This is a genomic window from Flavobacterium sp. JAS (assembly GCF_020991455.1).
Taxonomy (GTDB): domain Bacteria; phylum Bacteroidota; class Bacteroidia; order Flavobacteriales; family Flavobacteriaceae; genus Flavobacterium.
In genome coordinates, this window is record NZ_JAJMOX010000009.1 from 222,725 (window position 1) to 248,185 (window position 25,461).

Here is a 25,461-nt window from a genome sequence, read left to right on the forward strand (position 1 = left end):
ATTCCAATTTTGGAGCAGTAAATATTTAAATTCCAAATTCCAAGTGCTAGACATTTTGGAATTTGGAATTTTTTATTTGAGATTTTCCAAGAAAATTGGAATTTGGATTTTTTTATTGGAATTTATCCTTCAAAGACTTCCCCACGATGGGGTTTTAAAGCATCTCTCACCTGAATCATATTTTCATCGGTGACAACCATAAAAGCGATTGCCTGCATTTCGTTTATGATTTTAAACCCCGTAATATTTAATGGAAGTTTTTCTATCACAATATATTCTTTCAAATGAATTTCGTGATGTTCGGCTGTTTTTGCCGATGCCGGACCACGGAAATCCCAAATTAGTTTTATTTTTCTAGACATTGTTTTTTAAGGTGCAAAGGTTCAGAGGAGCAAAGGTACAAAGTCTATTTTGAAAATGGATCTTATATTAAGAAACCAGTGTTTTTTAAAAATCTTTTTAATCATAATAATCTGTGGCTAAAATTAATTGCAAAGGGTATAGGGTTTTTGGATAAAGATAATCAGTGTGAAATCTGCTCATATCTGTGTAAATCTGCGTGCAAATTTTACTGTACAGACATAATTTCATTTCAAAGTAGTATTTTTGCATGTTCTTTTCATAAATAGAAAAGCTAATTGAATAAATAAAACAAAATGCCAAGAGAACTTTTACTTCAGGTAACTCCAGAAATAGCTGCAAACGAATTGTTGCTAAAAGACTATTTGTCTAAAGAAATAAAGGTTTCTCCTAAGGAAATTCAACACGTTTCTATTTTAAAGCGATCTATTGATGCGCGTCAAAAAGCGATCAAAATCAATTTGAAAGTTATTATTTATTTGCAGGGAGAACCCTTTCAGGAAACAAAAATAGAGCTACCTATATATAAGGACGTTTCTTCGGCTCAGGAAGTGATTGTTGTTGGGGCAGGTCCGGCGGGACTTTTTGCAGCTTTGCAATTAATTGAATTAGGCTTAAAGCCAATTGTAATCGAACGTGGAAAAGATGTTCGCGGACGCCGACGCGACTTAAAAGCAATCAATGTTGATCATTTAGTTAATGAAGATTCTAATTATTGTTTTGGAGAAGGTGGAGCAGGAACTTATTCTGATGGAAAATTATATACACGATCTAAAAAACGTGGAGATGTAACCAGAATCTTAGAACTTTTAGTCGCTTTTGGAGCTTCCGAAGATATTCTGGTAGAAGCACATCCGCATATCGGAACGAATAAATTGCCAAAAATCATTGAAGATATTCGAAATAAAATCATCGAGTTTGGTGGTCAGGTTTTGTTTGATACAAGGGTAACTGATATTCTGGTAAAAAATAATGAAGTTGAAGGAATCGTAACACAAAACGGAGATAAGATTCTTGCTAATAAATTAATCTTAGCAACCGGACATTCGGCACGTGATATTTTTGAATTATTAGATAAAAAGAAAATTTTTATTGAAGCAAAACCTTTTGCTTTGGGGGTTCGTGCAGAACATTCACAGCAATTAATAGATAGTATTCAATATAGTTGCGATTATCGTGGCGAGCATTTGCCTCCGGCTCCATATTCTATCGTTAAGCAAGTTAATGGCCGCGGAATGTATTCATTCTGTATGTGTCCGGGAGGTGTAATTGCGCCTTGTGCTACAAGCCCGGGAGAAGTGGTGACAAATGGTTGGTCGCCTTCTAAACGCGATCAGGCAACAGCAAATTCAGGAATTGTAATCGAATTAAAATTGGAAGATTTTAAGCCTTTTGCAAAATTTGGTGCTTTGGCCGGAATGGAATTTCAAAAAAGTATCGAACAAAAAGCGTGGCATTTGGCTGGGGAAACTCAAAAAGTTCCGGCACAAAGAATGATTGATTTTACACAAAATAAAGTTTCAGCAGATATCCCGAAAACTTCTTATGTTCCAGGAACAACTTCGGTTGAAATGGGAGAGGTTTTTCCGGGTTTCTTATCGCAAATTCTGCGTGAAGGATTTAAAGAGTTCGGAAAATCGATGCGTGGTTATTTAACTAATGAAGCTATTTTGCACGCTCCGGAAAGCAGAACTTCATCTCCGGTTAGAATTCCAAGAGATCCTTTGACTTATGAGCATTTACAAATAAAAGGTTTATATCCGTGTGGAGAAGGAGCAGGTTATGCCGGCGGAATTATTTCTGCAGCAATTGACGGCGAAAAATGCGCATTGATGATTGCTGAAACTCTAAAATAATATGTTTTTATGAAAAACTTCTTTTCTAATTTCTTTGGTAGAAATAACGACCCGAAATCAATTGTTTCTTTTGATGTTATTGATTCTATTTACACTTCTTTATATAATGAAGAAAATAGATTAGAGATTAAGCTGAAAGGGATTTATGATACGGTTTCTGTGAATTTATATTCGTTTCCAAATTCATTTAATAATGAAGACGCACAAAACGAAATTAAAAAAGCAGGATTAAAAAATGCTTATGAAGTTTTAAACGAATTGTATAAAAAACTTAATATTGGAGCTATTTCAGAAGAGGATATTCAGGCAGAATTAGAATACGATTATATCCATATTCAGTTTTATACTGAGCCGCCAACTCCGGAAATGAAAAAGCACTTAAAACATGTTTTGCATAATTTCGCTATTTTCTTTTGTTGTACAAACAGTTTAGAAACCAACGATTTTAGAATTTTGTATAATAACAGTTATTTTCTGGATTATACCAGAGGAATACTTGATACAGAATATATTGATATTAATGATCCAAAAAATGATGTTCAGAAAATAGGTTTTAAAGAATTTGAAAGAGTTTTGCAGGGCATTTGTCAATATTTAAATATTGCAATTCCTGAAAATGTTAATCTCCCTTCAGATGAGAATTTGTTGCCTGAAGAAGTTGAATTGACGCAGGAAACTTTTGAAGAATTTATAAAACTGGTTTCAAGAGGAAATGTGGATGAAAAGTTGCTTCAGAAACAATCAAAAAAACTTTTGAAAAATTTTAAAAAGGAATCAAAAGAATATCACGAAATCGTTGAAAATCATTGGAGTTTTTTCGAAAGTATATATTGTTGGAATAGCGATTGGAAATTTGATCCTGAAGATGCAGAATATTTTATCTCAGAAATGATAGATGAAGATTTGAATTTCGAATATCCGGAAGAAACTTATAGCCACGATTTGTTTCCTTATATTCAATCGGCTTTAGAGAAACGTAATCTTGAACTAATGACTTACGATACGCATGGGGATAATTATTTGTTTTTTGTAGCAAATAAAAATGATGTAAACAGAATTTTAGAATTGTCTGAGTTGACAAAGATTGAGATTAATCAGTTGTGAATTACGTAATTTTTAAAAAAAAAACGCCACGAATTCACGAATTAAGTTTTTAAAATAATTCGTGAATTCGTGGCGAAAAAAATATTTAGTTCTATTAAGGAATCAAAATTATTTTTCCTGTACTTTTTCGGCTTTCCAGATAATCATGTGCTAGTTTTCCTTCGGATAATTTGAAAGATGTTGGTGTCGAAAGCGTAATTTTTCCTTCGATAATCCAATTGAACAATTGATTGGCTCTTTTGATTCTTTCTTCTTTAGAGTTTAAATAACTCCAAAGATCTCCTCCGGTTAATGTTTTTGAAGTATCCATTAGCATTCTTGGATCTACAGGTTCAGGATCGCCACCTGCCATTCCGAAGAAAACAACTTGCCCGCATTCTTTGGTGACTTCGAAACTTTCCTTCAATGTGCTTCCAACGCTGTCGTAAACTACATCAACACCATTTGGGACTGTTTTAAAAATATCTGATTTCCAGTCTTCATTGTATAGAAAAACATGATCTGCTCCTTGTTCGATAGCAACTTTGGCTTTGTCTGGAGATGAGGTTAAACCAATAACATTAGCACCTAAAAGTTTGCTTATTTGAGTTAAAGTTTGTCCCACTCCGCCAGCAACCGCATGAATTAAAACCGTTTCTCCTTTTTGAGTTTTGTGACTGTCTGTTGCCAAATAATGCGCTGTTAAACCTTGCAGTAAAATAGCGGCGGCAGTTTCAAAAGAAATAGCTTCGGGCAATGGCAAAACGTGATTTGTATTTACGGCAACCAATTCAGCATTTGCAAAAGGAACATCGGCGAAAGCCACGCGATCTCCAACTTTATATTCCGAATGATTATTAGCATCGACAACAATTCCTGCACCTTCGTAACCTGCAATAAAAGGCGGATTTCCTTTTAAATGATAATTTCCTTTTCGTCTGTAAACATCAGCAAAATTTAATCCGATGGCTTTCATTTCGACTAAAATTTCATCGTTTTTTAATTCCGGTTTCGGAATTTCTATATATTCTAAAACATCTGAATCTCCAAAAGTAGAGAAGGTAAGTGCTTTCATTTTTTTATATTTTTAGGAATGCAAAGAACGGAAAATATATTGGCTCCATTTTAGAGATGCTGTTAAAATTAAAAAAAGTAACAACCTGAATTTAGGTTGTTACTTTAAATTAAATACTAAAAAAGTTTAGATACTCATAATGTTTTATTTTTTAGGTCTGGGTTTTATTTCTGTTACAACCAAATTCACAGTTGTGTTTCCCAAATTTTTTGCCATATGTGTAACTGCGGGAATGTATAAAGCATCTCCTGCTTTAATGTCGATAGTGACAGGAGCTTTACCTTTATCAGTTATTTCAATTTTTCCATCACTCAATGCATAGATGGTATGATCAGGATGACTATGCCATGGAATTGTTTCCCCGGGAGCAAACTCAAGTTGTATCACTCTTACTCGATCATTGTCGAGAAGTACTTTTTTATATACGTTAGGAGCTACTTTTATAGGATCTTGCGCATACATACTCACACTCAATATCAAAAATATTGGCATGAATAGAGATATCAAATTCTTTTTTATTGTTTTCATTTCATTTCTTTTTTATTGATTAATTTTTTGCAGAATTGTTTATTGTTCATTCCTTTTGAGAACTTCATCATGGTTGAGTTTCATGAAAAAGATAAAGTTCTATCGCAATACTTTTTTAATTAATACAATGAGATGAATTTTTCCTGATTCGAAAAATTAGTGTTAGGATATTTAGCTGGAAAAATTGGCATTTTTGCAGTCGTAAGACTATTGAGTTTTGGAATGTTTCACTCACTGAATTTTTCAATAAAGTATTTTGTTGTCAGTCGGGATTGTTTTGTAATGTTGATCCCCATGCCTGTTCGAATCCGTTGTTTTTTTCGTCTTACCTTCACTAGGTTTGAAAATTGAAGTGCGATAAATGGCTTCTTTTTTTGGGAGTACTAATTTACGAAAAAAAGAGATGCAGAATGGTTTAAAACTAAATTATTAGTGTTGTTTTTAGGTGTAATGTGTTTCTTTTTAGTTGTTTATGTGTGTTTCAAGTCAGATATGCTTGAAGTTATTTAAAAAAGGTTGAAAGGCAGAACATCAGGAAAACTGCAAATGGAGCTTTCAGAGCTTCAATTGTGTTATTTGGGTCAGTATTTTGAGTAAGTGGTTATGGGGTTTAGACCATACGAAATATTACCGATGAGATGCTAAAAGAGTATTTAGAGCATTATAGAAGAAAGGAAGGGAGGTAATAATTCAAATGCTATTTTTGAATTAAATAAAAAGAGGGACTAAAAAGTCCCTCGTAAACAGCCTCTACTTTGAATTCAGAGTAGTTTCGTTTTTATTTTATCTTTAAAGATTTTTGCGAATTTATATTTTAGGAAATTTCATTTCATTAAATGTACTTTTCTGTGTTGCCAATTTTTCAATATCCTGCCATTTTCTTGGAGAGTCAATTGATAGATTTTCGTATGAATCTTTTTTGATTGCAATGTCATCTTCGATACGAACACCAATGTTCCACCATTTTTTGTCGCATTTACTATTTGCCGGAATATAAATTCCTGGTTCGACAGTTATAATCATATTTTCTTTAAGAGTACTTGTTGGGCCACTGAAATTTCCTTTGTCGTGAACATCTAAGCCAAGAAAGTGAGAACAACCGTGCGGATAGTAAAGTTTTACATCTTTAGGATCTGTAATAATTCCTAGTTTTATCAAGCCGTTTGCCAGAACTTCTTTTGCTGTATTGTTTAGATCGACAAGCGGTGTTCCTTCTTTGCAAATTTTGAAAACAGCTTCTTGTGCGTCATAAACTAATTGATAAATGGCTTTTTGTTCTTCGGTAAATTTTCCGTTTGCGGGAACTGTTCTGGTAACATCAGCAGAATAGCCGTGATATTCAGATCCAACATCCATTAATAGTAATTGATTGTCAATTTTTGTACTGTTATTTTCTCCATAATGTAAAATACATCCGTTGGCTCCGGCACCAACAATTGGAGGATAACCTTCGCCCTCGGCACCATATTTTTTGTGGATATAAGCATGAATTCCGTCAGCTTCGTTTTCGCTCATATCAGGGCCAACGGCTTTCATAACTTCATTGTGAGCAATGCAGGAAAGTTTAACGGTTTTACGCATTAATTCCATTTCTTCCGGAGTTTTGATTTCTCTAAGCGTGCTTGTAATAGATCTGAAAAATTCTAAAGAAACATGATCTTCTTTTGTAATTCCGGCTTTGGTTTTGAAGGTCTGTAGTAATCCGGAAAGATCAAAACCAGTTGAATTATTTCTAATATCTACAGGTATATTATCGTATATTATTTTATCAAATTTTTTAAAATCAATAGCAAAATCTTTAAAATCTTTTCCGTTATAAACGTTAGAAATTCCCAATTGCGATTTTACACCATCGATACCCAAACGTCTTCCGGTCCACATTTCGCTGGCGGCATTTCTTTCTCTTGTAAAAAATACTTCATTATAGGTTTGATCTGTTCCTTGTGCTTCTTTAAAAATCAATAAAACGGCATCCGGTTCTTTGTATCCGGTTAGGTAATACAAATCGGGATTTTGATGGAAATTGTAGTTAATGTCTCTTGAAAAAACTCTTTCCGGATACGAAAAAATCACTGCAACAGAATTGGCAGGCATAAGTTTTCTAAAAGCTTCTCTGCGGCCTTGATGAAATTCTTTTGAAAGATAATCAGTTGGCAGGTTTTCTTGTGAATGAATTTTTGGAAGAATAAGTAAGAAAGTAAAAAGTAGAAATAATTGCTTCATTTGGCAGTTTTTAGTTTTGGTTTTTGATTGGTTTATTGCTGCAAATTACAAAAAAAAATGTTTTACTGTTAGAGGGAAAAAGTTGCCACGAATTTCACGAATTTTTGCTAATTTTTATATTCTGAACATAAAATATAATTCGTGTAGATTCGTGAAATTCTTGGCGAAAAACATAAAAAAACCGTCCATAAAATGGACGGCAATTAGTGTTAACCTTTATGAAGTATTTTTATTTCTTTTTGAGTTTGTCTTTGAAAACCTTTTCGAATTTTTCAATTTTAGGCTGAATTACCATTTTGCAATACGGTTGATTTTTATTATTCGCATAATAATTCTGATGATAATCTTCTGCTTTATAGAAAGCTTTAAAAGGTTCTACTTTTGTCACAATTGGGCTGTTGTAAACTTTTGCTTTGTTCAATTCGGCAATGATACTTTCTGCAGCCTTTTTTTGTTCTTCATTTTTATAAAAAATCACGGAACGATATTGCGTTCCAACATCTGCGCCTTGTCTGTTTAAAGTTGTTGGATCATGAACGGTAAAGAAAACCTGAAAGATTTCATTAATATCGGTTACGTTTTTATCATATGTAATTTGAACTACTTCGGCATGACCGGTTGTTCCAGTGCAAACTTCCTCATAAGATGGGTTGGCAACTTTTCCTCCTGAAAATCCCGAAACAACAGATTTTACTCCGTCTAGATTTTCATAAACAGCTTCTACACACCAGTAACATCCTCCGCCAAGGGTAATAGTTTCGAGGTTTGAAGCTTTTTTATTTTGCGCAAATCCATTTAAGGATAAAGCAAAAAGGCAAATTAAAATTGTATTTTTCATTTCTTTGTTATTTGTTGTCAGGAATAAAATCAAGTGCAATCGAATTCATGCAATAGCGTTTTCCGGTTGGTGGAGGTCCGTCATCAAATAAATGTCCTAGATGCCCGCCGCAACGACCGCAAAGGGCTTCGATTCTTTCCATTCCAAGAGAGTTATCATTTTTGTAAACCACGCTGGTTTTATTGTCTTGTTCAAAAAAACTAGGCCATCCGCAGCTACTTGCGAATTTAGCGCCGGATCTAAAAAGTTTATTTCCGCAGGAAGCGCAGTAATATGTTCCTTTTTCATCAGACTTCCAGTATTTTCCGGTAAAAGGTCTTTCGGTATCAGCTTCGCGCATTACGGCATAAACATCATCAGGAAGCACTTTTTTCCATTCGGCGTTACTCACATTTAGTTTTGTTGTGTCTGTATTGGAGTAATAAGGATTTCCGGGTTTAGAGATTTTGTTTTCCATGGCCACTGTTTTTGTGTTTTGTTTTTTTGCGCTTTGTCCACATGCTTGTAGAATGAAGAGCGGAATTAAAAAGCAAAGGCTGAGTATTTGAGTTTTTGTTTTCATTGTTTTTGTGTGCTTTAATTCTGTATTTCAAAGATACAACGAGATTTTACCTTGAAATGTCGGGTACTTTACAATTCAGATTTATTTAAGTATGTTTTAACTTTTTGTATTTACGAAAAATAGATGGATATAGTTTTTATACCTTATTTTTAAAGGTTTTTATGAATAATGTTGGTTGTAAACATTTGTAAATCAGTTTTGTATAAAATGCAATGCTCGTTAAACTTTTCACAATCTTTTCTAAGATTTTCAAGCCATTTCTTTTTTCGTATTTTTGTTTGTACAAAACGCCCTAATGATAGAAGAAAACGTAATATTAGTTAATCAAAATGATGAGCAAATTGGCTTAATGCCAAAATTAGAAGCACACGAAAAAGCACTTTTACATCGCGCTTTTTCAGTTTTTATCCTAAATAGTAAAAACGAGATTATGCTACAGCAGCGTGCCCATCAAAAATACCACTCACCTTTACTCTGGACAAATACTTGCTGCAGTCATCAGCGTGAAGGAGAAACAAATATTGAAGCAGGAAGTCGACGATTGTTTGAAGAAATGGGGTTTAAAACCGAATTGAAAGAACTCTTTCATTTTATCTATAAAGCTCCTTTTGATAATGGTCTTACAGAACATGAACTGGATCATGTTATGATTGGATATTATAATGATAATCCAAACATAAATTTTGATGAAGTTGAAGCCTGGAAATGGATGAAGATTGAAGACGTAAAAAATGATATTGAAAAGCAACCCGAAATTTATACCGTTTGGTTCAAAATAATTTTTGATGAATTTTATCATTATTTAGAAGACCATAAAATATAAAACCATACTAACCGAAAAACCAAAATGAGAGTAACCATATCAAGAAAAGCACATTTTAATGCTGCACATCGATTGCACAGGAAAGATTGGACATTTGAGAAAAACGATGCTGTTTTTGGAAAATGTAATAATCCTAATTTTCATGGTCATAATTATGGTTTAACAGTAAGTGTTACAGGAAAAATTGACCCGGAAACTGGTTTTGTTTTAGATGTGAAAGTATTGGCGGATATTATACGCGAAGAAGTAGAAATACCGTTTGATCACAAAAATCTGAATCTGGATGTACCGGAATTTCAAGATTTAAATCCAACTGCCGAAAATATTGTGGTTGTGATATGGAATAAAATTAGAAAAAAAATTCAGCCGGATTTTGATTTAGAAATCGTTTTGACTGAAACGGACCGCAATTTTGTAACTTATAAAGGAGAATAATAAATGTCATTAAAAATAGGAGATATAGTTCCGAATTTTACTGCAAAAGATAGTCATGGAGAAGTTTTTGAAAGCCAAAGTGTTTTGGGCCGAAAGCCACTCGTGATTTATTTTTATCCAAAAGACAATACGCCCGGTTGTACTACCGAAGCTTGTAGTTTTAGGGATCAATACGAAGATTTTAAAGACTTAGGCGCTGAGGTTATTGGTATAAGTAGTGATAGTATTAAATCACATCAAAAATTTGCCAAGAAACATCAATTGCCTTTTATATTGTTATCTGATCAGGATAAAAGAATCCGACACCTTTTTGGGGTTCGTGATACTTTGTTTGGTCTTGTACCAGGAAGAGTAACGTATGTTATTGATCGAAATGGCGTTGTTATTTTGATTTTTGACAGCATGAATGCTGCAAAACACATTCCGAAAGCACTTGAAACTATTAAAGAATTAGTATTATAAAACTAAAAAATAGTATTATATCAGTGTTAAATTAATAAAGATATTAGCCCAAAAAATATATTCATGAAGTCAAAATTATATCCCTTGCAATTTGAACCCATTTTGAAAGAAAGAATTTGGGGAGGAGAAAAACTAAAAACAGTTCTTAATAAACCAATTGTATCTAAAATTACAGGTGAAAGTTGGGAATTATCTACTGTCGAAGGCGATGTAAGTACGATTGCAAATGGAGTTTTGAAAGGAAAATCATTGATGGAACTTATCGACGAAACGCCAAATGAAATTCTGGGAACAGAAGTTTACAAACGTTTTGGAAAACAGTTTCCACTACTTTTTAAATATTTGGATGCTCGTGAAGACCTTTCGATACAAGTGCATCCAAATGATAAATTGGCAAAAGAACGTCATAACTCTTTTGGTAAAACCGAAATGTGGTACGTGTTGCAAGCCGATACTGATGCCCGAATTATTGTTGGTTTTAAAGAAGATTCCAGTAAAGAAGAATATTTAGAGCATTTGCACAATAATACACTAGTTTCTGTTTTAGATGATGTGAAAGCAAAGGTTGGTGATGTTTTCTTTTTAGAAACCGGAACTGTTCATGCTATTGGTGCCGGACTTGTAGTTGCCGAAATTCAGCAAACTTCTGATATTACCTATCGTTTGTATGATTTTGATCGTGTAGACGCACAAGGAAATAAAAGAGAACTTCATGTAGATTTAGCACTCGATGCTATAAACTATAATAAGGTAGACACTCAAAAGAAATATGAGACTAAAGACAATACTTCGAATGCAGTAGTTGATTGTCCTTATTTTACCACCAATTTTATTCCGTTAAAAGATAAAATAAACGTTACTAAATCCGGAGCAACTTTTACAGTATATATGTGTATTGAAGGAAGTTTTGAAATTGAGTATGACGGTTTTAAACAAGTTTATAAAAAAGGAGATACTGTTCTGGTTCCTGCTGAGATAAATGCATTTATTTTAGATGGAAATGCTTCAATTTTAGAAATTTACATTTCATAGGGCTAAATATAAAGATTATATGTACTTTTGCAGACGCAAATTAAAATAAAAATAAAAATGGCAAACGTTAAAAATTTAAAGAAAGACATCAACTTCGTATTAGGAGATATTATTGAGGCAATTTACTTATTTGAAATGTCTACAACAGGAAATCCAACTCCGGAAACGAATGCTTTGATCGATCAGGCTATTGCTGCATTTGATACTTTGATCACAAAAGTGAATGCTAAGAACGTTGAAAACAAAAAAGCACACTTCAAACAAATCAATGTTGAATTGGAAGAAACTGCTAATCAATTGATTGCTAAAATCAACGAATTGTAAGCAAAAAAAAGTATAAAAAAGTGCAAATTTATTTTGGTAAAACGAAAAACCGCTTTATATTTGCACCCGTAATGAGTCGCCAGCGTAGCTCAGTTGGCTAGAGCAGCTGATTTGTAATCAGCAGGTCGTGGGTTCGAGTCCCTCCGCCGGCTCAACAAAACCATCACTTATAGTGGTGGTTTTTTATTAAAATAAGCAGTAAATTTATTTTGGAAATTACAAAAATCCATTTTATATTTGCACCCGTAATGAGTCGCCAGCGTAGCTCAGTTGGCTAGAGCAGCTGATTTGTAATCAGCAGGTCGTGGGTTCGAGTCCCTCCGCCGGCTCAACGTAAAACCATCACTTTTTAGTGATGGTTTTTTTTTGGTTTATACTTAATAAATTCCAATTTTTTAAATTCTTAATTCCAATCTTAGTGCTTCTTTTTAGTGCTTGGAATTTGTTCGCTAATTATCGCGATTGAAATTTGGAAAAATGTAACAATAATTTTCTTATGTTTGTTGCTTAACCAGAAAACATATTACACATGGAAGAAGCATCAGTTTTTGAAAATTTTGAGTTGCAACTCGATCAATCTGCAAAAGATTTTTTAAAGGAAATCGCAAAATGGGCTTATTTTTTATCTATTTTAGGATTTGTAGCTATCGGTTTAATGATTGTGTTTGCATTCTTTGCGGGTACTGTTTTTACATCAATGGGTAATTCAGTGCCAGCAATGGGATCTTCTTTTGGGGCCATAATGGGATTTTTTTACTTTTTTATTGCAGCGCTTTATTTCTTCCCGGTTTATTATTTAAATAAATTTGCAACAAATGCTAAAAAAGCTTTTAGGGATAATGATTCTGAAGCGTTATCTGCTTCATTTGGTTATTTGAAATCACACTATAAATTTATTGGTATTATGACACTTTCAATTTTGGTATTGTATGGTCTTATTTTTGCTTTTGGCATTTTTGGAGCGTTGTTAGGAAGATAATATGGAGTGAATTTTCAGCAATGTAAAAGAAAAATACTGAATTCAATTCAATAAACTGATTCAATATTCTTTTTATTGATTTAAGTTTGGATCTTTTTAGATAATAAAGAAACCGTCAAATTGTTAAACTTGTGGCGGTTTTTTATTTGAGTAAGGGATATTAAAAAAAGATAATAATTATAATATTTTGACCTTTTGTTATCTTCCAAATTTTTGATGTGCAGCCGTAAACTGTCCACATGACATAGCGGCCAAGATTGAGATTTCACCAGCTAAGCAAACATTAATAGCAATTTCGGCAAGTTTAGTACTTTTGCCAGGGCCGTAACAATCAATCATTTGTAAGCATTCTTTTTGTGTTGGAAAAGAAGTTCCGCCGCCAACAGTACCTACAATTATATTGGGCATCGTAATGGAGCAATATAAATCGCCGTTTTCATCGATTTCCATTCTTGTTAGGGCAGTAGAAGCTTCTCCTGTGCAGGCTACATCCTGTCCGCAAGCCATGAATAACGCTGCAAGTGCATTAGCGGGGTGCATACCTGTACCGTTACTACCACATTTTATGGCACCCGAAGTGGAAATTTTCCATTGTTGCTGTAAGAGTTCAGGTGTTGTTTTTAGTACAGATTCAATAGCGGTTCTTTTTAGTGTAATTTCAGAAGTTATTTTCTTTCCGCGTACTCTTGTGGCTAATGATGTAGCTTTTTTATCTCCGGATGTATTGCCTTCGATAGTCCAGAAAACAGGTTTAATCGGGCAGTTTTCAAGGATATATTTACAGATTCTGTCTGTACATATTGTAACCATGTTTTGACCTGCTGCATCTCCGGAGGTATATTCGAATCGTAATATTAAAATATTGCCTTCTATATTTATTCCTACGTCATTTAGGATGGCATAATTACTGGATTCTCGTGTTAGTGCGCTGAATGTTTCTTTATTGTCTAATACCCATGTTACGAATTTTCCCAGATCAATTAAATTTTTAAATTTAAAAGTAGGTGTTCTTTGTACGCCTTCTTGTAATGTAATTGTGGTAATTGCGCCAGATTCTCTACATGCTTTTGCACCTCTGTTGTAGGACGCCAGTAGTGTTCCTTCGGTGGTTGCAAGTGGTACATAAAAACCTCCTTGTGCGTGAGTGCCATTAATTACTATTGGACCAATAATTCCTGTTGGAACTTGCGTCATGCCAATGTAATTTTCAATATTCCCTTTTAAACTTTCGTTGTCGTTGAATACTTTTTCTCCGGATAAGTAGTCAAGGTTTGAATTTGATTGTTTTCGAATAAAATCTAAACGCAATTTTTGACCGTTCAAAGAGTAGGGGTCAAGTTTAGGGATTGCTTCTAATTCTGGGCTAAGTTTTGAATTATAAGATTCAAGTTTTTCAATAACTGATGAATTAATAAAATCAAACTTTGCACGGCTAATGATACTAGGTGGATTTTTCATAATTTTTAGTTTTTAATTATAAAGCTAAGTTATTGTAAATCAGTAGCAATTGCATGAAATTTCCGAAATAATTTTTCATAATTATCTAATTGTCAGATATTTAAGAAATAAAAAAATATGCTAAAAAAAAGAGCAAAAAAAAATCCTGTTTTAGTAAAAAAACAGGATTAACGGTATTGTATATAAAAGCAGGTCGCTTGCTATTTTATCGCAGCTTCAAAAAATTATTTTTGTTCTTTTTTTATTTCAGCAATATATTTGGTTAGCTTTTTTCCATAAAGTGATTGAGCTACTTTTGGAGTCATTGATTTTTGAATGGTGTCAAGGAATTTGATATTGATATCATAAATCTCTGCCAGGGCAATATAAGGTGCTATTTCGTGATCTTTGTTGTTAATCGCAAAGTTTGTAGCATATAGATATTTTCTTCTGATGTTTGATGATTGTTTTGCATCAATACTATCAACTGCTTTTTGGTCTTTCCTTTTCAAGGCTTTAAATCTTGGTTCAACCAAAGAAAGGTTCTCATCAATAAAACGAGAATTTATTTTTTGATATTGCTCGTACAATTCCTGATTTTTAGATCCGGTGATTTTTGCACTATAAATAAAATTATCAAGATTGGTATCGATGTTGATATTTCCCGGTTCTGCAAAAAATAAAATGTTATTGTCTAATGAATTGGTTACTCCACGATCTAGAAATAAATATAACATCTCAGGAGATTCTAATTTGATATCGCTTTCAAATGTAGAGTTTCCGTCGATTTTAATACTGTCAATTGCAACAAGCGAAGTGTCAACAATTTTTTGAATATATAAAGTTCCGTTTTTTAATCCTTTTATATTTCCGGTAATATGTAAGTTGTCAGTAGTTGATTCTTTTTTGCTACAAGATGCTAATACTGCGAGAGTAACAAAGGCAATAATTGATTTTTTCATTGGTTTTTTAGATTTTGCTGCAAAATAAAGAAAATAGTTTGAATGTATAGAAGTAGTTGTTAAATTTTGCGAAAAAATAAATCCCAATCTATTTCTAAATTGGGATTCTTATTGTTTATAGCAGAAAATTCTGTTAAAGTCCTAAATTAAATACAGTCCCGTTTTCGTGAGTGTAAGTATATTTGTTGTCGCAATCATTGTTTCCAAAATCAATTACTCCATTTAAGGCGCCTCCCTGAACTTTTAGTTTCCCTTTAGAAACAAAAGTGCAAGAATATTTTTTTACCAATGTTTCCAGAACTGTTAAGGTTAAAGTTCCTCCTTTTTCAGAAGTTACTGTGTGACTTCCGTCGATCATTTCATATACATTATCATCTAATAAAAAGGGAGTGTCAACACCTGCAGTTTGTTTTACAGTATGTATTCCTGAATTTGTGAATACTTTTCCAAGTAAATCAGTTAATTTTCCATTGGTTACTTTTCTGGTCCATTGTGGTACAGTTGCAACTGTTGTAGTGTTGGTGTATTCAATAGTTCCTTCTAGTTTTAATCCATTAATAGAATAATCAATTCTTTCAATTGTCATTTTGCTTCCGGTTGTGATTACCGGGCCAGAAAGTGTAATTTTTAATTTTCCTTTTCTTGTAAGTTGGTTAGTTGTGCAACCTGTCGTTCCAAAATCTACAGTAAATACCTTAGGGTAAGTATCTGTATTTGGCGATACTGTAATAACAGCACAAGTTCCAGCTGATGGAGTCTCGGTAGTTTTTGCTGTTGAACCAGTTGGGGTTGTTACAAGTAATCCTGTATTAACGTCCATTTCGTTTGCGGCGTCAATTGCAACAGATGCTCCTACTGCGGTTACATCAGTTTGTTCTACAACACTGTCGTTGTTAGAACATGAAACATAAGTTAGTGCTGTTGTGCAAACAGTCAGAAATAAAAACATTGTTTTTTTCATAGTAGTATTTGTTTAAGTTAGATAAAAGGCATTCAAATGTAGCAAAAAAAATGAATTGCAATAAAAAAATCCTATAAGCTAGACTTGTAGGATTTTACAAACGTATTTTTATTGAAAGATATTTTTGTGAGGTGACCTGTTTCTTTAAACAGACTTGTAATATTGGCTTTTGGCTCTTCTGATTTCTTTATATTTCTCCCAGTCAAATTTATTTAAAAACTCTGAAGCTTTTTGGGCACCGCGAATAAAGAGATCAATTTTTGCATCATCAGTAAGATTGAAGTTTAGCCAGTTGTGACTTCCTGTATCAATATATCCAATCAGATTTTTAAAATCGGGATTCTTTCTCAAAAATTCTGAGTCATAACCGTATCTCGCTGTGTCAAACATGGAACTTACGACATTGGTTATTTTTTCATTTTTATTGATTTCGTTTTTATCATATCCCAGTTTAATACCGAAAGTAGGAGAGGCGGGAACGGTTAGGTTTTCGTGAAAAATATCAATTGGAAAATTCGAAATTATGCCTCCATCCATAAACATAACTTCTGAAGGGACTGAGGTTCGTAGTCCTGTGGCATCATTCCATTTTTTCCAGGCATCTACGCCTCCGGGAATATTTTTAATTTTAAAAGGGGTAAAGAAAAGAGGTATTGACATAGAAGCCCGAACAAAATCAGCCGGATTCTGGACATCGGGATTTGAATAAAATAAGTCAATCATTTTCGGGAAAACAATTTTACTTTCGGTTGTGATATCTGCCGCTATTATTGCCATTTCGCTCCAGTGGTCAGGTCTGTTGTATATTTCTTTATCTCCTTGTTTTACTTTGTTTATTCGGAATAATTGATTTTGATCTGAAACACCTTTTGATCTTAATGCTTTAAGGTCAGAATAATTTTTTATTCCTTTTTGCGAAAGAAGATTCGATATCCAATGGTGGAAGTTTTTACCGGGATTTAATCCAAGATCGTCTTTAAAATTATCAATAACCTGAGTTCCTTTTATGATTAATTTAAAATTGCTGGAATCACTTAGTAAGGCATCAATAAATTCGCGGGCATCATGATCGCCATCAACAAAATCGTATAAGTTTTTATTGCAAAGACAATCTAATATCCATTCTGATTTTTCAATGTCAATTGCACCAGCCGCCGCCATTAGCATCGTATTAATGCTTCCGGCTGAGGTTCCAGCCAGGCTCAAAAAACGAATCTTCATTTGTTCCAGAACATAGACATATCCAACTAAGGCAATCCCTAATACACCGCCGCCTTCTTGCACTAAATCAACATATTGGCAATTGTTAGCGTCTACAATATCTGAGAATTTTTTGTCTCCAATTGATTCTTGTAAATCTCGTAGAATAGTTAGTACTTCTCCATTTTCAGTGAATTTTCTTTTATCCATGATTTCTAGAATTAAATATTGATAATCAGTTAATTGTGTTTTAAGGGGATTAAAATTATAGAAATTACTCTTGTCAAAAAAGGGGCTAATTCCCCATTTTTACAGCTATACATTTGAACTAAATAGCTTAGATTAAGCATAAAAAAACCTGCAAGTATAACTTGCAGGTTTTTAGGAATAGATTTTATAAAAATCTTATTTAATCATTTCAAAACTTCTTTTTACAAAAGCAGTCAAAGCTTCACCTTTTAATAGGTTTTGCGATAATTTAGCCAAGTCTAAAGCTTGTTTTACTAAATGCTCCTGATGCGTTTTGTCTTCAGTATTCAAAATACTTGTAGCCAAATCAGAATTAGTATTTACTACCAAGTTGTACATTTCAGGCATATTTCCCATTCCGAACATTCCGCCACCGCCAGACTGACTCATTTCTTTCATTCTACGCATAAATTCTGGTTGCGTAATAATGAATGGAGCAACTTGACTATCCATAGCTTCTAGTTGTACAGAATATGCTTTTGGAATATAAGCTTCTAATGAAGTTTTAAGTGTTTCTTTTTCTTCATCAGATAATTTAGAAATCGTGTTTTCTTCTTTTTTGATCAAGTTATCAATATGATCAGAATCCACACGAACAAAAGTTACATCTTTATTATCGCCTTCAATTTTTTGAATTAAGTGCGAGATAATTGGAGAATCTAAAAGCAATACTTCGTATCCTTTCTCTTTTACAGTTTCAATATAAGAGTGCTGAGCATCTTTGTTTCCTGCATAAAGAACAACCAATTTCCCGTCTTTATCCGTTTGATTTTCTTTTAAATTCTCTTTTAATTCTTCAAGAGTAAAATACTTATCGTCAACCGTTGGATACAATACAAACGCACCTGCTTTTTCGTAGAATTTATCTTCAGAAAGCATTCCGTATTCTAAAACGATTTTAATATCGTTCCATTTTGCCTCAAAATCAGCACGGTTTTCGTTGAATAAAGCTTTTAGTTTATCCGCTACTTTACGAGTGATGTAGTTAGAAATTTTCTTAACAGCACCATCAGCCTGTAAACCAGAACGAGAAACATTCAAAGGAATATCCGGAGAATCAATAACTCCTTTTAACATCGTCAAAAATTCAGGTACAATTCCTTCTACGTTATCTGTAACGTAAACCTGGTTTTGGTACAATTGAATTTTATCTTTTTGAATTTGCATGTCTGAACCTAACTTAGGGAAATACAAAATTCCAGTTAAGTTAAACGGGTAATCCACATTTAAATGAATGTTGAATAACGGATCTTCAAATTGCATTGGATACAATTCTCTGTAGAAGTTTTTATAATCTTCCTCAGATAATTCAGTTGGTTGTTTCGTCCAGGCTGGATTTGGATTGTTGATGATGTTGTCAACTTCAACAGTTTCGTTGATGTAATCTTCAGGAGCATCTTCCGGTTTTGGAAGTGTTTCTGTTCTTGTTCCAAATTTAATTGCAATAGGCATAAACTTGTTATACTTATTCAATAATCCGCTGATTTTAGAATCTTCTAAAAATTCTAGAGAATCCTCAGCGATGTGCAAGATGATTTCTGTACCACGTGAAGTTTTGTCAGCCGGCTCTAAAGTAAATTCAGGGCTTCCATCGCAAGTCCAATGTGCAGCTGGTTCATCTTTGTATGATTTTGTAATGATTTCTACTTTCTCTGCAACCATAAATGCAGAATAGAAACCAAGACCAAAATGACCAATAATTCCAGAATCTTTAGCAGAATCTTTGTATTTGTCAAGGAATTCTTCGGCTCCTGAAAAAGCTACCTGATTGATGTATTTTTCAACTTCATCAGCCGTCATACCTAAACCTTGGTCAATGATGTGGATTTTTTTCCCTTCCCTATCAACTTTGATTTCAATTACCGGATTTCCGTATTCTACTTTAGCTTCGCCAATACTAATTAGGTGTTTTAATTTTAAAGTAGCGTCTGTTCCGTTCGAAACCAGCTCACGTAAAAAGATTTCGTGATCGCTGTACAAGAACTTTTTGATTAAGGGAAAGATGTTTTCTACCGAAACATTAATTTTACCTGTTGTCATATTTATTTTAATTTTTGAGTTTAATGTGATGATTCTCATTTCTTCAAATAGAATACCAATTGTTTTTTGGGTGACAAAATGGCGTAAGTGTTAATTTTGAAAGAAAATAATTAGATTTTGGAACCCAAGATATTCCGATGAATTGTATCTTTGTGATATAATCATTGTTAAACGTGTCAGTATTAACTTAAAAAAAATGTACAAAATGAAGAAAGTTATTTTCATTTGCATGATCGCCACGATGTTTTTCGCGTGTAAATCAGCTTCGTCTACAACAGCTTCAACTGAAGCACCTACGCTATCGACTAAACTTGACAGACCTTCTCAAGTAGCACTTAAAGGAAATTGGGTGTTAACCAATGTTTCTTATCCTGGTTCAGAGTATATTAAAGTAACTTCATTTGATCTTGCAGATTCTAAATGTTTTATTGGAAGTACATGGAACTTTATTTCAAATAATAATAAAGGAACTATGGCTCTAAATGCACCAAGCTGTACGGCTTTTACTTCTCCAATCGTTTGGAGTATCAACAGCCAGGGACTTTTTGTACTTAAAATTGTAGATCCGGGATTAAAATCAAAAAATGTTAAATCAGGATATTTGCTTAAAGTGGCCGGATTAACTGATAATTCGTTCCAGTTAATTGATAACATTAATGTTGGTGGACAAGTTAAGGATGTAACTTACCAATTTCAAAGAGCTAATTAATATAAAAAAATAAAAATATGAGAAAGATAACCGTTTTAAGCCTGAGTAGTTTATTTGTATTAGTAAGTCTTTTTACAAGTTGTGATTCAGTAAAAAATGCAAATAACACGCAAAAAGGTGCTGGAATTGGAGTAGTTGCCGGTGGAATTATTGGTGGTATTTTAGGAAATAATTTAGGTCACGGAGGTAACGCTGCTTTGGGGGCTGCAATTGGAGCTGCCGTAGGTGGTGGAACAGGAGCGCTTATTGGAAACAAAATGGATAAGCAAGCTCGTGAAATTGATCAGGCTTTACCAGGTGCTGATGTTGAAAGAGTAGGAGAAGGAATTCACTTAACTTTGAACGAAAACTCTGTTCGTTTTGATACTAACAAATCAACTTTGACTACACAGGCAAAAGCTAACTTAGACAAATTGATTCCTGTATTTACAGAGTATGGAGATACAGATATTCAAATTTTTGGTTATACTGATAATACAGGAAAACCAGAATATAACTTAACACTTTCTGGACAAAGAGCTGCATCTGTACAAGCTTATTTAGTTTCAAAAGGATTAAAATCAAGCCGTTTCAAAACTTCTGGTTTAGGAATCGCTGATCCAATTGCAACAAATGATACTCCGGAAGGAAGATCACAAAACCGTCGTGTAGAGTTTTCAATTACTGCAAATGACAAAATGGTAAATGATGCTAAAGCACAAGCTGGAAAATAATTTCAGATAAATAAAATATAAAAAAAGCTGTTTCTTAGTTGAAGCAGCTTTTTTTTGACTTTAAAAACCTATGTTTTTATGAGCGACTTTTCATAAAATGCATATAGTTGATTACCATTATCGATGACATTATCTAAATTATTGTCTTTTAAAAATTGCTCAACTTCAGTTGTATCTTTTTGATTTCCTTTAATAGATAGGTATTTCAAAAACCAATATTGATAGTCATTTAGTTGGTCCACTTTTTCTAATCTTATTTCTGAAATTTTCTTGTCTAATTTTTTAAAATCAAAAAGATAAGCTAATTCATAGAGTGTCAGAAGTTCTAATTTTTGCTTTTTTTGAAGGTAGTTTTCTTCATTTTTTTTCAACTCTTCTTTAGCATCTCCCAAATAATCAGAACCAACTCTTATTATTTTTCCTTTGATGTTTTTATCAACTATTAAAGAGTAGTTGTAATATTTTTGAACAATTCGTATTGCTGTATTGTATTTTTTGTTTTCGTAAAAACCAATTAATTCAGTTGACAAATATTCAGTTGACAGACTAAACGGGGCTAATTCATTTTTTAATTTGGAAGGATTTTGATAACCGAAAAAACGATGTACAACTTTGCCGTTGCCGTCAATTATAACCATGTCCGGAATTGCTCTAATTTGGTATTTGATTGCTATGTCTCTATTCAGATCAATATCTATTTTTAGTTTAATGTAGTTTTGTAATACATTTTCAACCTGAACATCATTCCATGACTGTAATTCCATTTCTTTACAGGGACCGCACCATTTTGCCGTAAAATCAATAATTATTAATTTGTTTGTAGTTAATGCCATCTTTTGAGCTTCTTCAAATGAGGTATACCATGTCGAGGCATGAATCATTTGAGAAATAAATACAAATGCAATAATTAGATAATTTTTCATGTTATATACTTTAGAAAAATGGATTACGAGTTGAAAATAATATTAAATGTATTTTCTTACAATATTACTGATTTTAGTAATCAGTTAATAATTTAATTTTAAATAATAATCTGATTTTATTTTTTTGACTTTAGAAATTAAACATTGTAAATTTGTGCTTTCAAATACAACCCATGCTCGACATTCAAAATATTTCTTTTTCGTATACCGAAAACCCTGTTATAAAAAACGTTTCTTTTACTATAAATAAAGGCGATAACATTGCCATTATAGGCGAAAGTGGCTGCGGAAAAAGTACACTTCTTAAATTAATGTACGGCTTATATGATTTAGATGAAGGCAAGATTTTTTATAATGAAAAGGCTATTCTAGGTCCAAAATATAATTTAATTCCCGGAATGCCTTATATGAAATATTTGGCTCAGGATTTTGATTTGTCTCCTTTTGAAACTGTTGCCGAAAATGTTGGGAAGTTTCTTTCGAATGGTTTTGCAAACATGAAAAAACTTCGTGTTCAGGAATTATTAGAAATGGTAGAAATGGAATCATTCTCTAATGTAAAAGCAAAGTTTTTAAGTGGAGGACAACAGCAAAGAGTAGCCTTGGTAAGAGTTTTGGCATTAGAACCGGAAGTGATTTTACTCGACGAACCTTTTAGTCAAATTGATGCTTTTAGAAAAAATGCTTTACGCCGAAATTTATTTCGATATTTAAAACAAAAAGGGATCACCTGCATCATCGCAACACACGATAGCACAGATGCTTTGTCATTTGCAGATGAAGCGATTGTAATGCGAAACGGAGAAATTATCGTTAAGGATAATCCAACAAAAATTTACGAAGATCCGGAAACTAAATATGTAGCGTCACTTTTTGGAGAAGTAAATGAAATTGCAACACATTTGCTAGTTCCTTATGAAGATCAAATGCATAAAACTTTGGTGTATCCACATCAGTTTAAAATGGTTACAGACTCTAGTTTGCCAGTAAAAATCAGAAGAACCTATTTTAGAGGAAATCATTTTTTAATTGAAACCGTTTATAAAAGACAACTCGTGTTTTTTGAAAGTGAAATCGATTTGCCTCTTGAGCAGGAAATTTTCTTAGGATTGAATTATCTGTAAATTAGACAATGTGTCAATTAGATAATTAGATAATTCTTTTTTAATGCTCTAAAACAACAAACCCGATAGTCTTTAAACTATCGGGTTTGTTGTATAAATATTCTCTTGTAAATTAGTTTTTTAAATACTTTTCTAGAAACTGATCTTGTTCCCAAAGTAAATGTAGAATGTTTTCTTTGGCCACATAGCTATGTGATTCTTTAGGTAAAATTACCATTCTTGCCGGAGCTCCTAGACCTTTTAGAGCTTGAAAATAACGCTCAGTCTGCAAAGTAAAGGTTCCTGGATTATTATCAGCTTCCCCATGAACTAATAAAATTGGAGTTTTCATTTTGTCCGCATTCATAAAAGGAGACATTGCATTGTAAACCTCCGGAACTTCCCAGTAATTACGTTGCTCACTCTGAAAACCAAACGGAGTCAGAGTTCTGTTGTAAGCACCACTTCTTGCAATTCCACACGCAAATAAATTAGAATGCGTTAATAAATTAGCCGTCATAAAAGCTCCATAAGAGTGTCCGCCAATTGCTACCTTTTTGCGATTAATATAACCTAAAGCATCAACGGCATCAATTGCAGCTTGGGCATTGTCTACTAATTGCGACATAAAATTATCGTTTGGTTCTGTAGTACCTTCTCCAATAATAGGGAAAGCGGCGTCATCAAGAACCACATATCCTTTAGTTACCCAATAGACAAAAGATCCATAATAAGGAAAAGTAAATTCATTTGAGTTTTGAGTCGATTGACCCGCACTGTTTCTGTCTTTATATTCAGCAGGATAAGCCCAGATTAATAAAGGCAATTTCTCTTTTTTTGCTTTATCATAACCAGCGGGAAGATATAAAGTTCCCGAAAGTTCCAATCCGTCCTTACGTTTGTATTTGATCACTTCTTTGCTAACATCTTTGATACTTTCAAACGGATTTTTGAAGGCAGTAATTGGTGTTACACTGTTTTGTTTTTTAATATTTCTGAAATAATAATTTGGATATTCACTCTTAGATTGAATTCTAACTAAAACTTTACCAGATTTAAAATCTTCAATTTCCAATAAATCTTCTTTTTTATCTTTAAACGAAGAGGTATAAATACGTTTTGATTGTAATGTTTTTAAATTGAATTCATCTATAAAAGGGAACTGCCCGTTTTTAGTATATCCTTCACCAATTCGGTAAGTATTGTCTTTTTCGATAGCGAGAACATACTTGTTGTATGCATTTTTTCTGGTTTCGAAAATTCCAGGATCTGAGTAAACATCTTGTTGATTTCTATCCGTAATTACTTTTGCCTGCTGACTTGGATTTGAAGGATTAATCAAATAGGTTTTGGTATTACGAGTGTCGTACCACTCATCAGTTACAAAGGCAATATTATCATTTCCCCAAACGATCTCAGAGTAACGCTGAGGTGTTTTTACCATTGAAGTTGCATCAGCTGTAAAAGGCGCGTCCCAAAGAAAAACTTCATCTCTAAAATCAACTTTGTTAGCCGGATCTCCTTCGTCAAGCGCTGTAACATAAGATAAGGTTGCTGGCTTGTCATCTCTCCAGGTCATTTCTCTTTTTCCTTTTCGAACCGCCATAAAACCTTTTGGTATAATTTCGTTTAACGGAACTTCATTAACCGTTTTAATTTCTTTTCCTCTGGCATCATAAACAATTGTTCTAAATGGGAATCTGTCTAATGGAACCACATAAGAAAATGGTTTCTGAATTGTAGTTAACATAATATAATTGCCGTCTGGCGAAATTCTTTCTCCAGCAAACATGGCAGCTTCTTTAAATAAAACGGCATTTCCGTTAATGTTTACTTTGTATAATTCAGATGTAATGATGTTTTCGAAATTAGCCTCATCATTTTTGTTTTTCAACATATCAGGATAGGTTCTGTTTTGAGATTTTTCTCCCGAAGTGTTTGAAATAATTGGTCCGGTTGGTAAATCTTTTTTAGAATCTAAAAGAGGTTTTCTATCCTTTGGAAGCATTTTTACCAAAATAGTTTCATTGTCTAAAAACCAGGTGAATGGATTCCCTAAGTTTGCATTTACAGTAGCTTCTGTTAGTTTTGTGGCTTGTGCCGATGCAACATCCAGAACCCAAAGTTCTACACCAGAAGTTGTAGTATGCGAAAACAAGATTTTCTTGTCATTTGGAGACCAAAGAATATTGCTTATTTTAGGATTATTTGGCAAACCGGTAACTTGTATTTCGTCTTTGTCACTTACCTTTCTTAATTTAAGATTGATGATATAAGTAACGGTACTCGAAATGTTCGTAACAGGATTGATTCTTAAACCTCCCAAACGAAGTTCCTCCTGATTTAAGTCTTCTAATGTTTTGTAGGTACTTCTGTATAACAAGAGCATATTTTCTTTTTTAGTATCCATTGATACTGTCGGAGCCCTTTGATAATCGGCCAAATCCAGAATAGATTTAGATGGTTTTTGGTAGGTTAAGTTTTCTTGGGCAAAAGCAAAGAAACCAATATTTAAAAATAAGAATAATGTAACCTTTAATTTCATAATTTGAATTTTAGGGGTTTGGAAAAGTGGTATTCATAA

General features: G+C 33.2%; 24 protein-coding genes and 2 tRNA genes. 13 read left to right on the forward strand and 13 right to left on the reverse strand.

Annotated elements, in window-relative coordinates:
• Positions 1-122: 122 nt before the first annotated feature.
• Positions 123-362: a hypothetical protein gene (locus LPB88_RS15335; RefSeq protein WP_230716537.1), complete on the reverse strand. Its 240-nt coding sequence runs from the start codon at positions 360-362 to the stop codon at positions 123-125.
• Positions 363-656: 294 nt separating this feature from the next.
• On the opposite strand from LPB88_RS15335, the gene LPB88_RS15340 reads away from it, so the two are divergent.
• Together LPB88_RS15340 and LPB88_RS15345 are read left to right on the forward strand one after the other, a co-directional pair.
• Positions 657-2,216, forward strand: a complete 1,560-nt coding sequence (locus tag LPB88_RS15340; protein WP_230716538.1) for an NAD(P)/FAD-dependent oxidoreductase — start codon at positions 657-659, stop codon at positions 2,214-2,216.
• A gap of 9 nt (positions 2,217-2,225) precedes the next feature.
• Positions 2,226-3,320 carry a hypothetical protein gene (locus LPB88_RS15345; protein ID WP_230716539.1) on the forward strand — a complete coding sequence of 365 codons (1,095 nt, stop codon included), beginning with the start codon at positions 2,226-2,228 and terminating at the stop codon, positions 3,318-3,320.
• A gap of 94 nt (positions 3,321-3,414) precedes the next feature.
• Here LPB88_RS15345 and LPB88_RS15350 read toward each other — a convergent pair whose 3' ends face one another.
• The 5 genes from LPB88_RS15350 to msrB form a co-directional block, all read right to left on the reverse strand.
• Positions 3,415-4,374, reverse strand: coding sequence for a quinone oxidoreductase (locus LPB88_RS15350; protein ID WP_230716540.1), 960 nt, complete (start codon positions 4,372-4,374; stop codon positions 3,415-3,417).
• A 144-nt stretch (positions 4,375-4,518) separates the two neighbouring features.
• Entirely contained in the window at positions 4,519-4,866 is a 348-nt protein-coding gene (locus LPB88_RS15355; RefSeq protein ID WP_230716541.1) for a cupin domain-containing protein, read from the reverse strand.
• A gap of 843 nt (positions 4,867-5,709) precedes the next feature.
• Complete coding sequence (locus tag LPB88_RS15360; RefSeq protein WP_230716542.1) at positions 5,710-7,125, reverse strand: aminopeptidase P N-terminal domain-containing protein; 1,416 nt, start codon at positions 7,123-7,125, stop codon at positions 5,710-5,712.
• A gap of 229 nt (positions 7,126-7,354) precedes the next feature.
• Positions 7,355-7,963 (reverse strand): peptide-methionine (S)-S-oxide reductase MsrA, encoded by a 609-nt coding sequence (gene msrA / locus LPB88_RS15365; RefSeq protein WP_230716543.1) that lies wholly within the window; start codon positions 7,961-7,963, stop codon positions 7,355-7,357.
• Between the two features lie 7 nt (positions 7,964-7,970).
• Positions 7,971-8,525, reverse strand: a complete 555-nt coding sequence (gene msrB / locus LPB88_RS15370; protein ID WP_230716544.1) for a peptide-methionine (R)-S-oxide reductase MsrB — start codon at positions 8,523-8,525, stop codon at positions 7,971-7,973.
• Positions 8,526-8,820: 295 nt separating this feature from the next.
• Between msrB and idi the strand changes: the two genes are divergently transcribed.
• The 8 genes from idi to LPB88_RS15410 all read left to right on the forward strand — a co-directional run bounded on the left by idi (position 8,821) and on the right by LPB88_RS15410 (position 12,580).
• A complete protein-coding gene (gene idi / locus LPB88_RS15375; protein ID WP_230716545.1) occupies positions 8,821-9,348 on the forward strand; it encodes an isopentenyl-diphosphate Delta-isomerase in 528 nt (175 codons plus the stop codon).
• 24 nt (positions 9,349-9,372) lie between these two features.
• Positions 9,373-9,783: a 6-carboxytetrahydropterin synthase gene (locus tag LPB88_RS15380; RefSeq protein ID WP_230716546.1), complete on the forward strand. Its 411-nt coding sequence runs from the start codon at positions 9,373-9,375 to the stop codon at positions 9,781-9,783.
• A gap of 3 nt (positions 9,784-9,786) precedes the next feature.
• Complete coding sequence (locus LPB88_RS15385) at positions 9,787-10,245, forward strand: peroxiredoxin (RefSeq protein ID WP_230716547.1); 459 nt, start codon at positions 9,787-9,789, stop codon at positions 10,243-10,245.
• Between the two features lie 63 nt (positions 10,246-10,308).
• The gene (locus LPB88_RS15390) at positions 10,309-11,277 is read left to right on the forward strand and encodes a type I phosphomannose isomerase catalytic subunit (protein ID WP_230716548.1); all 969 of its coding nucleotides are present in this window, start codon (positions 10,309-10,311) and stop codon (positions 11,275-11,277) included.
• A gap of 57 nt (positions 11,278-11,334) precedes the next feature.
• The gene (locus LPB88_RS15395; RefSeq protein ID WP_026982865.1) at positions 11,335-11,601 is read left to right on the forward strand and encodes a hypothetical protein; all 267 of its coding nucleotides are present in this window, start codon (positions 11,335-11,337) and stop codon (positions 11,599-11,601) included.
• Positions 11,602-11,679: 78 nt separating this feature from the next.
• A tRNA-Thr gene (locus LPB88_RS15400) sits at positions 11,680-11,753 on the forward strand.
• A 103-nt stretch (positions 11,754-11,856) separates the two neighbouring features.
• Positions 11,857-11,930 (forward strand) — tRNA-Thr (locus LPB88_RS15405).
• Between the two features lie 200 nt (positions 11,931-12,130).
• The gene (locus tag LPB88_RS15410; protein ID WP_230716549.1) at positions 12,131-12,580 is read left to right on the forward strand and encodes a hypothetical protein; all 450 of its coding nucleotides are present in this window, start codon (positions 12,131-12,133) and stop codon (positions 12,578-12,580) included.
• 198 nt (positions 12,581-12,778) lie between these two features.
• On the opposite strand, the gene LPB88_RS15415 is transcribed toward LPB88_RS15410, so the two are convergent.
• The 5 genes from LPB88_RS15415 to htpG form a co-directional block, all read right to left on the reverse strand.
• The gene (locus LPB88_RS15415; RefSeq protein ID WP_230716550.1) at positions 12,779-14,038 is read right to left on the reverse strand and encodes a hydroxymethylglutaryl-CoA reductase; all 1,260 of its coding nucleotides are present in this window, start codon (positions 14,036-14,038) and stop codon (positions 12,779-12,781) included.
• Positions 14,039-14,262: 224 nt separating this feature from the next.
• Complete coding sequence (locus LPB88_RS15420; RefSeq protein ID WP_230716551.1) at positions 14,263-14,979, reverse strand: DUF4369 domain-containing protein; 717 nt, start codon at positions 14,977-14,979, stop codon at positions 14,263-14,265.
• 133 nt (positions 14,980-15,112) lie between these two features.
• Positions 15,113-15,940, reverse strand: coding sequence for a hypothetical protein (locus tag LPB88_RS15425; RefSeq protein ID WP_230716552.1), 828 nt, complete (start codon positions 15,938-15,940; stop codon positions 15,113-15,115).
• Positions 15,941-16,084: 144 nt separating this feature from the next.
• A complete protein-coding gene (locus LPB88_RS15430; protein WP_230716553.1) occupies positions 16,085-17,350 on the reverse strand; it encodes a patatin-like phospholipase family protein in 1,266 nt (421 codons plus the stop codon).
• A gap of 195 nt (positions 17,351-17,545) precedes the next feature.
• A complete protein-coding gene (gene htpG / locus LPB88_RS15435; protein WP_230716554.1) occupies positions 17,546-19,429 on the reverse strand; it encodes a molecular chaperone HtpG in 1,884 nt (627 codons plus the stop codon).
• Between the two features lie 205 nt (positions 19,430-19,634).
• On the opposite strand from htpG, the gene LPB88_RS15440 reads away from it, so the two are divergent.
• Together LPB88_RS15440 and LPB88_RS15445 are read left to right on the forward strand one after the other, a co-directional pair.
• On the forward strand, positions 19,635-20,138 hold the full coding sequence (locus LPB88_RS15440; protein ID WP_230716555.1) for a lipocalin family protein: 504 nt from the start codon (positions 19,635-19,637) through the stop codon (positions 20,136-20,138).
• 17 nt (positions 20,139-20,155) lie between these two features.
• Positions 20,156-20,851 carry an OmpA family protein gene (locus LPB88_RS15445; RefSeq protein WP_230716556.1) on the forward strand — a complete coding sequence of 232 codons (696 nt, stop codon included), beginning with the start codon at positions 20,156-20,158 and terminating at the stop codon, positions 20,849-20,851.
• A 68-nt stretch (positions 20,852-20,919) separates the two neighbouring features.
• Here LPB88_RS15445 and LPB88_RS15450 read toward each other — a convergent pair whose 3' ends face one another.
• A complete protein-coding gene (locus tag LPB88_RS15450; RefSeq protein WP_230716557.1) occupies positions 20,920-21,774 on the reverse strand; it encodes a co-chaperone YbbN in 855 nt (284 codons plus the stop codon).
• 173 nt (positions 21,775-21,947) lie between these two features.
• Here LPB88_RS15450 and LPB88_RS15455 point away from each other — a divergent pair, with 173 nt between their 5' ends.
• Entirely contained in the window at positions 21,948-22,898 is a 951-nt protein-coding gene (locus tag LPB88_RS15455; RefSeq protein WP_230716558.1) for an ABC transporter ATP-binding protein, read from the forward strand.
• Between the two features lie 112 nt (positions 22,899-23,010).
• Here the strand turns inward: LPB88_RS15455 and LPB88_RS15460 are convergent, their stop codons facing one another.
• Positions 23,011-25,422, reverse strand: coding sequence for a prolyl oligopeptidase family serine peptidase (locus LPB88_RS15460; protein ID WP_230716559.1), 2,412 nt, complete (start codon positions 25,420-25,422; stop codon positions 23,011-23,013).
• Positions 25,423-25,461 lie beyond the last annotated feature (39 nt).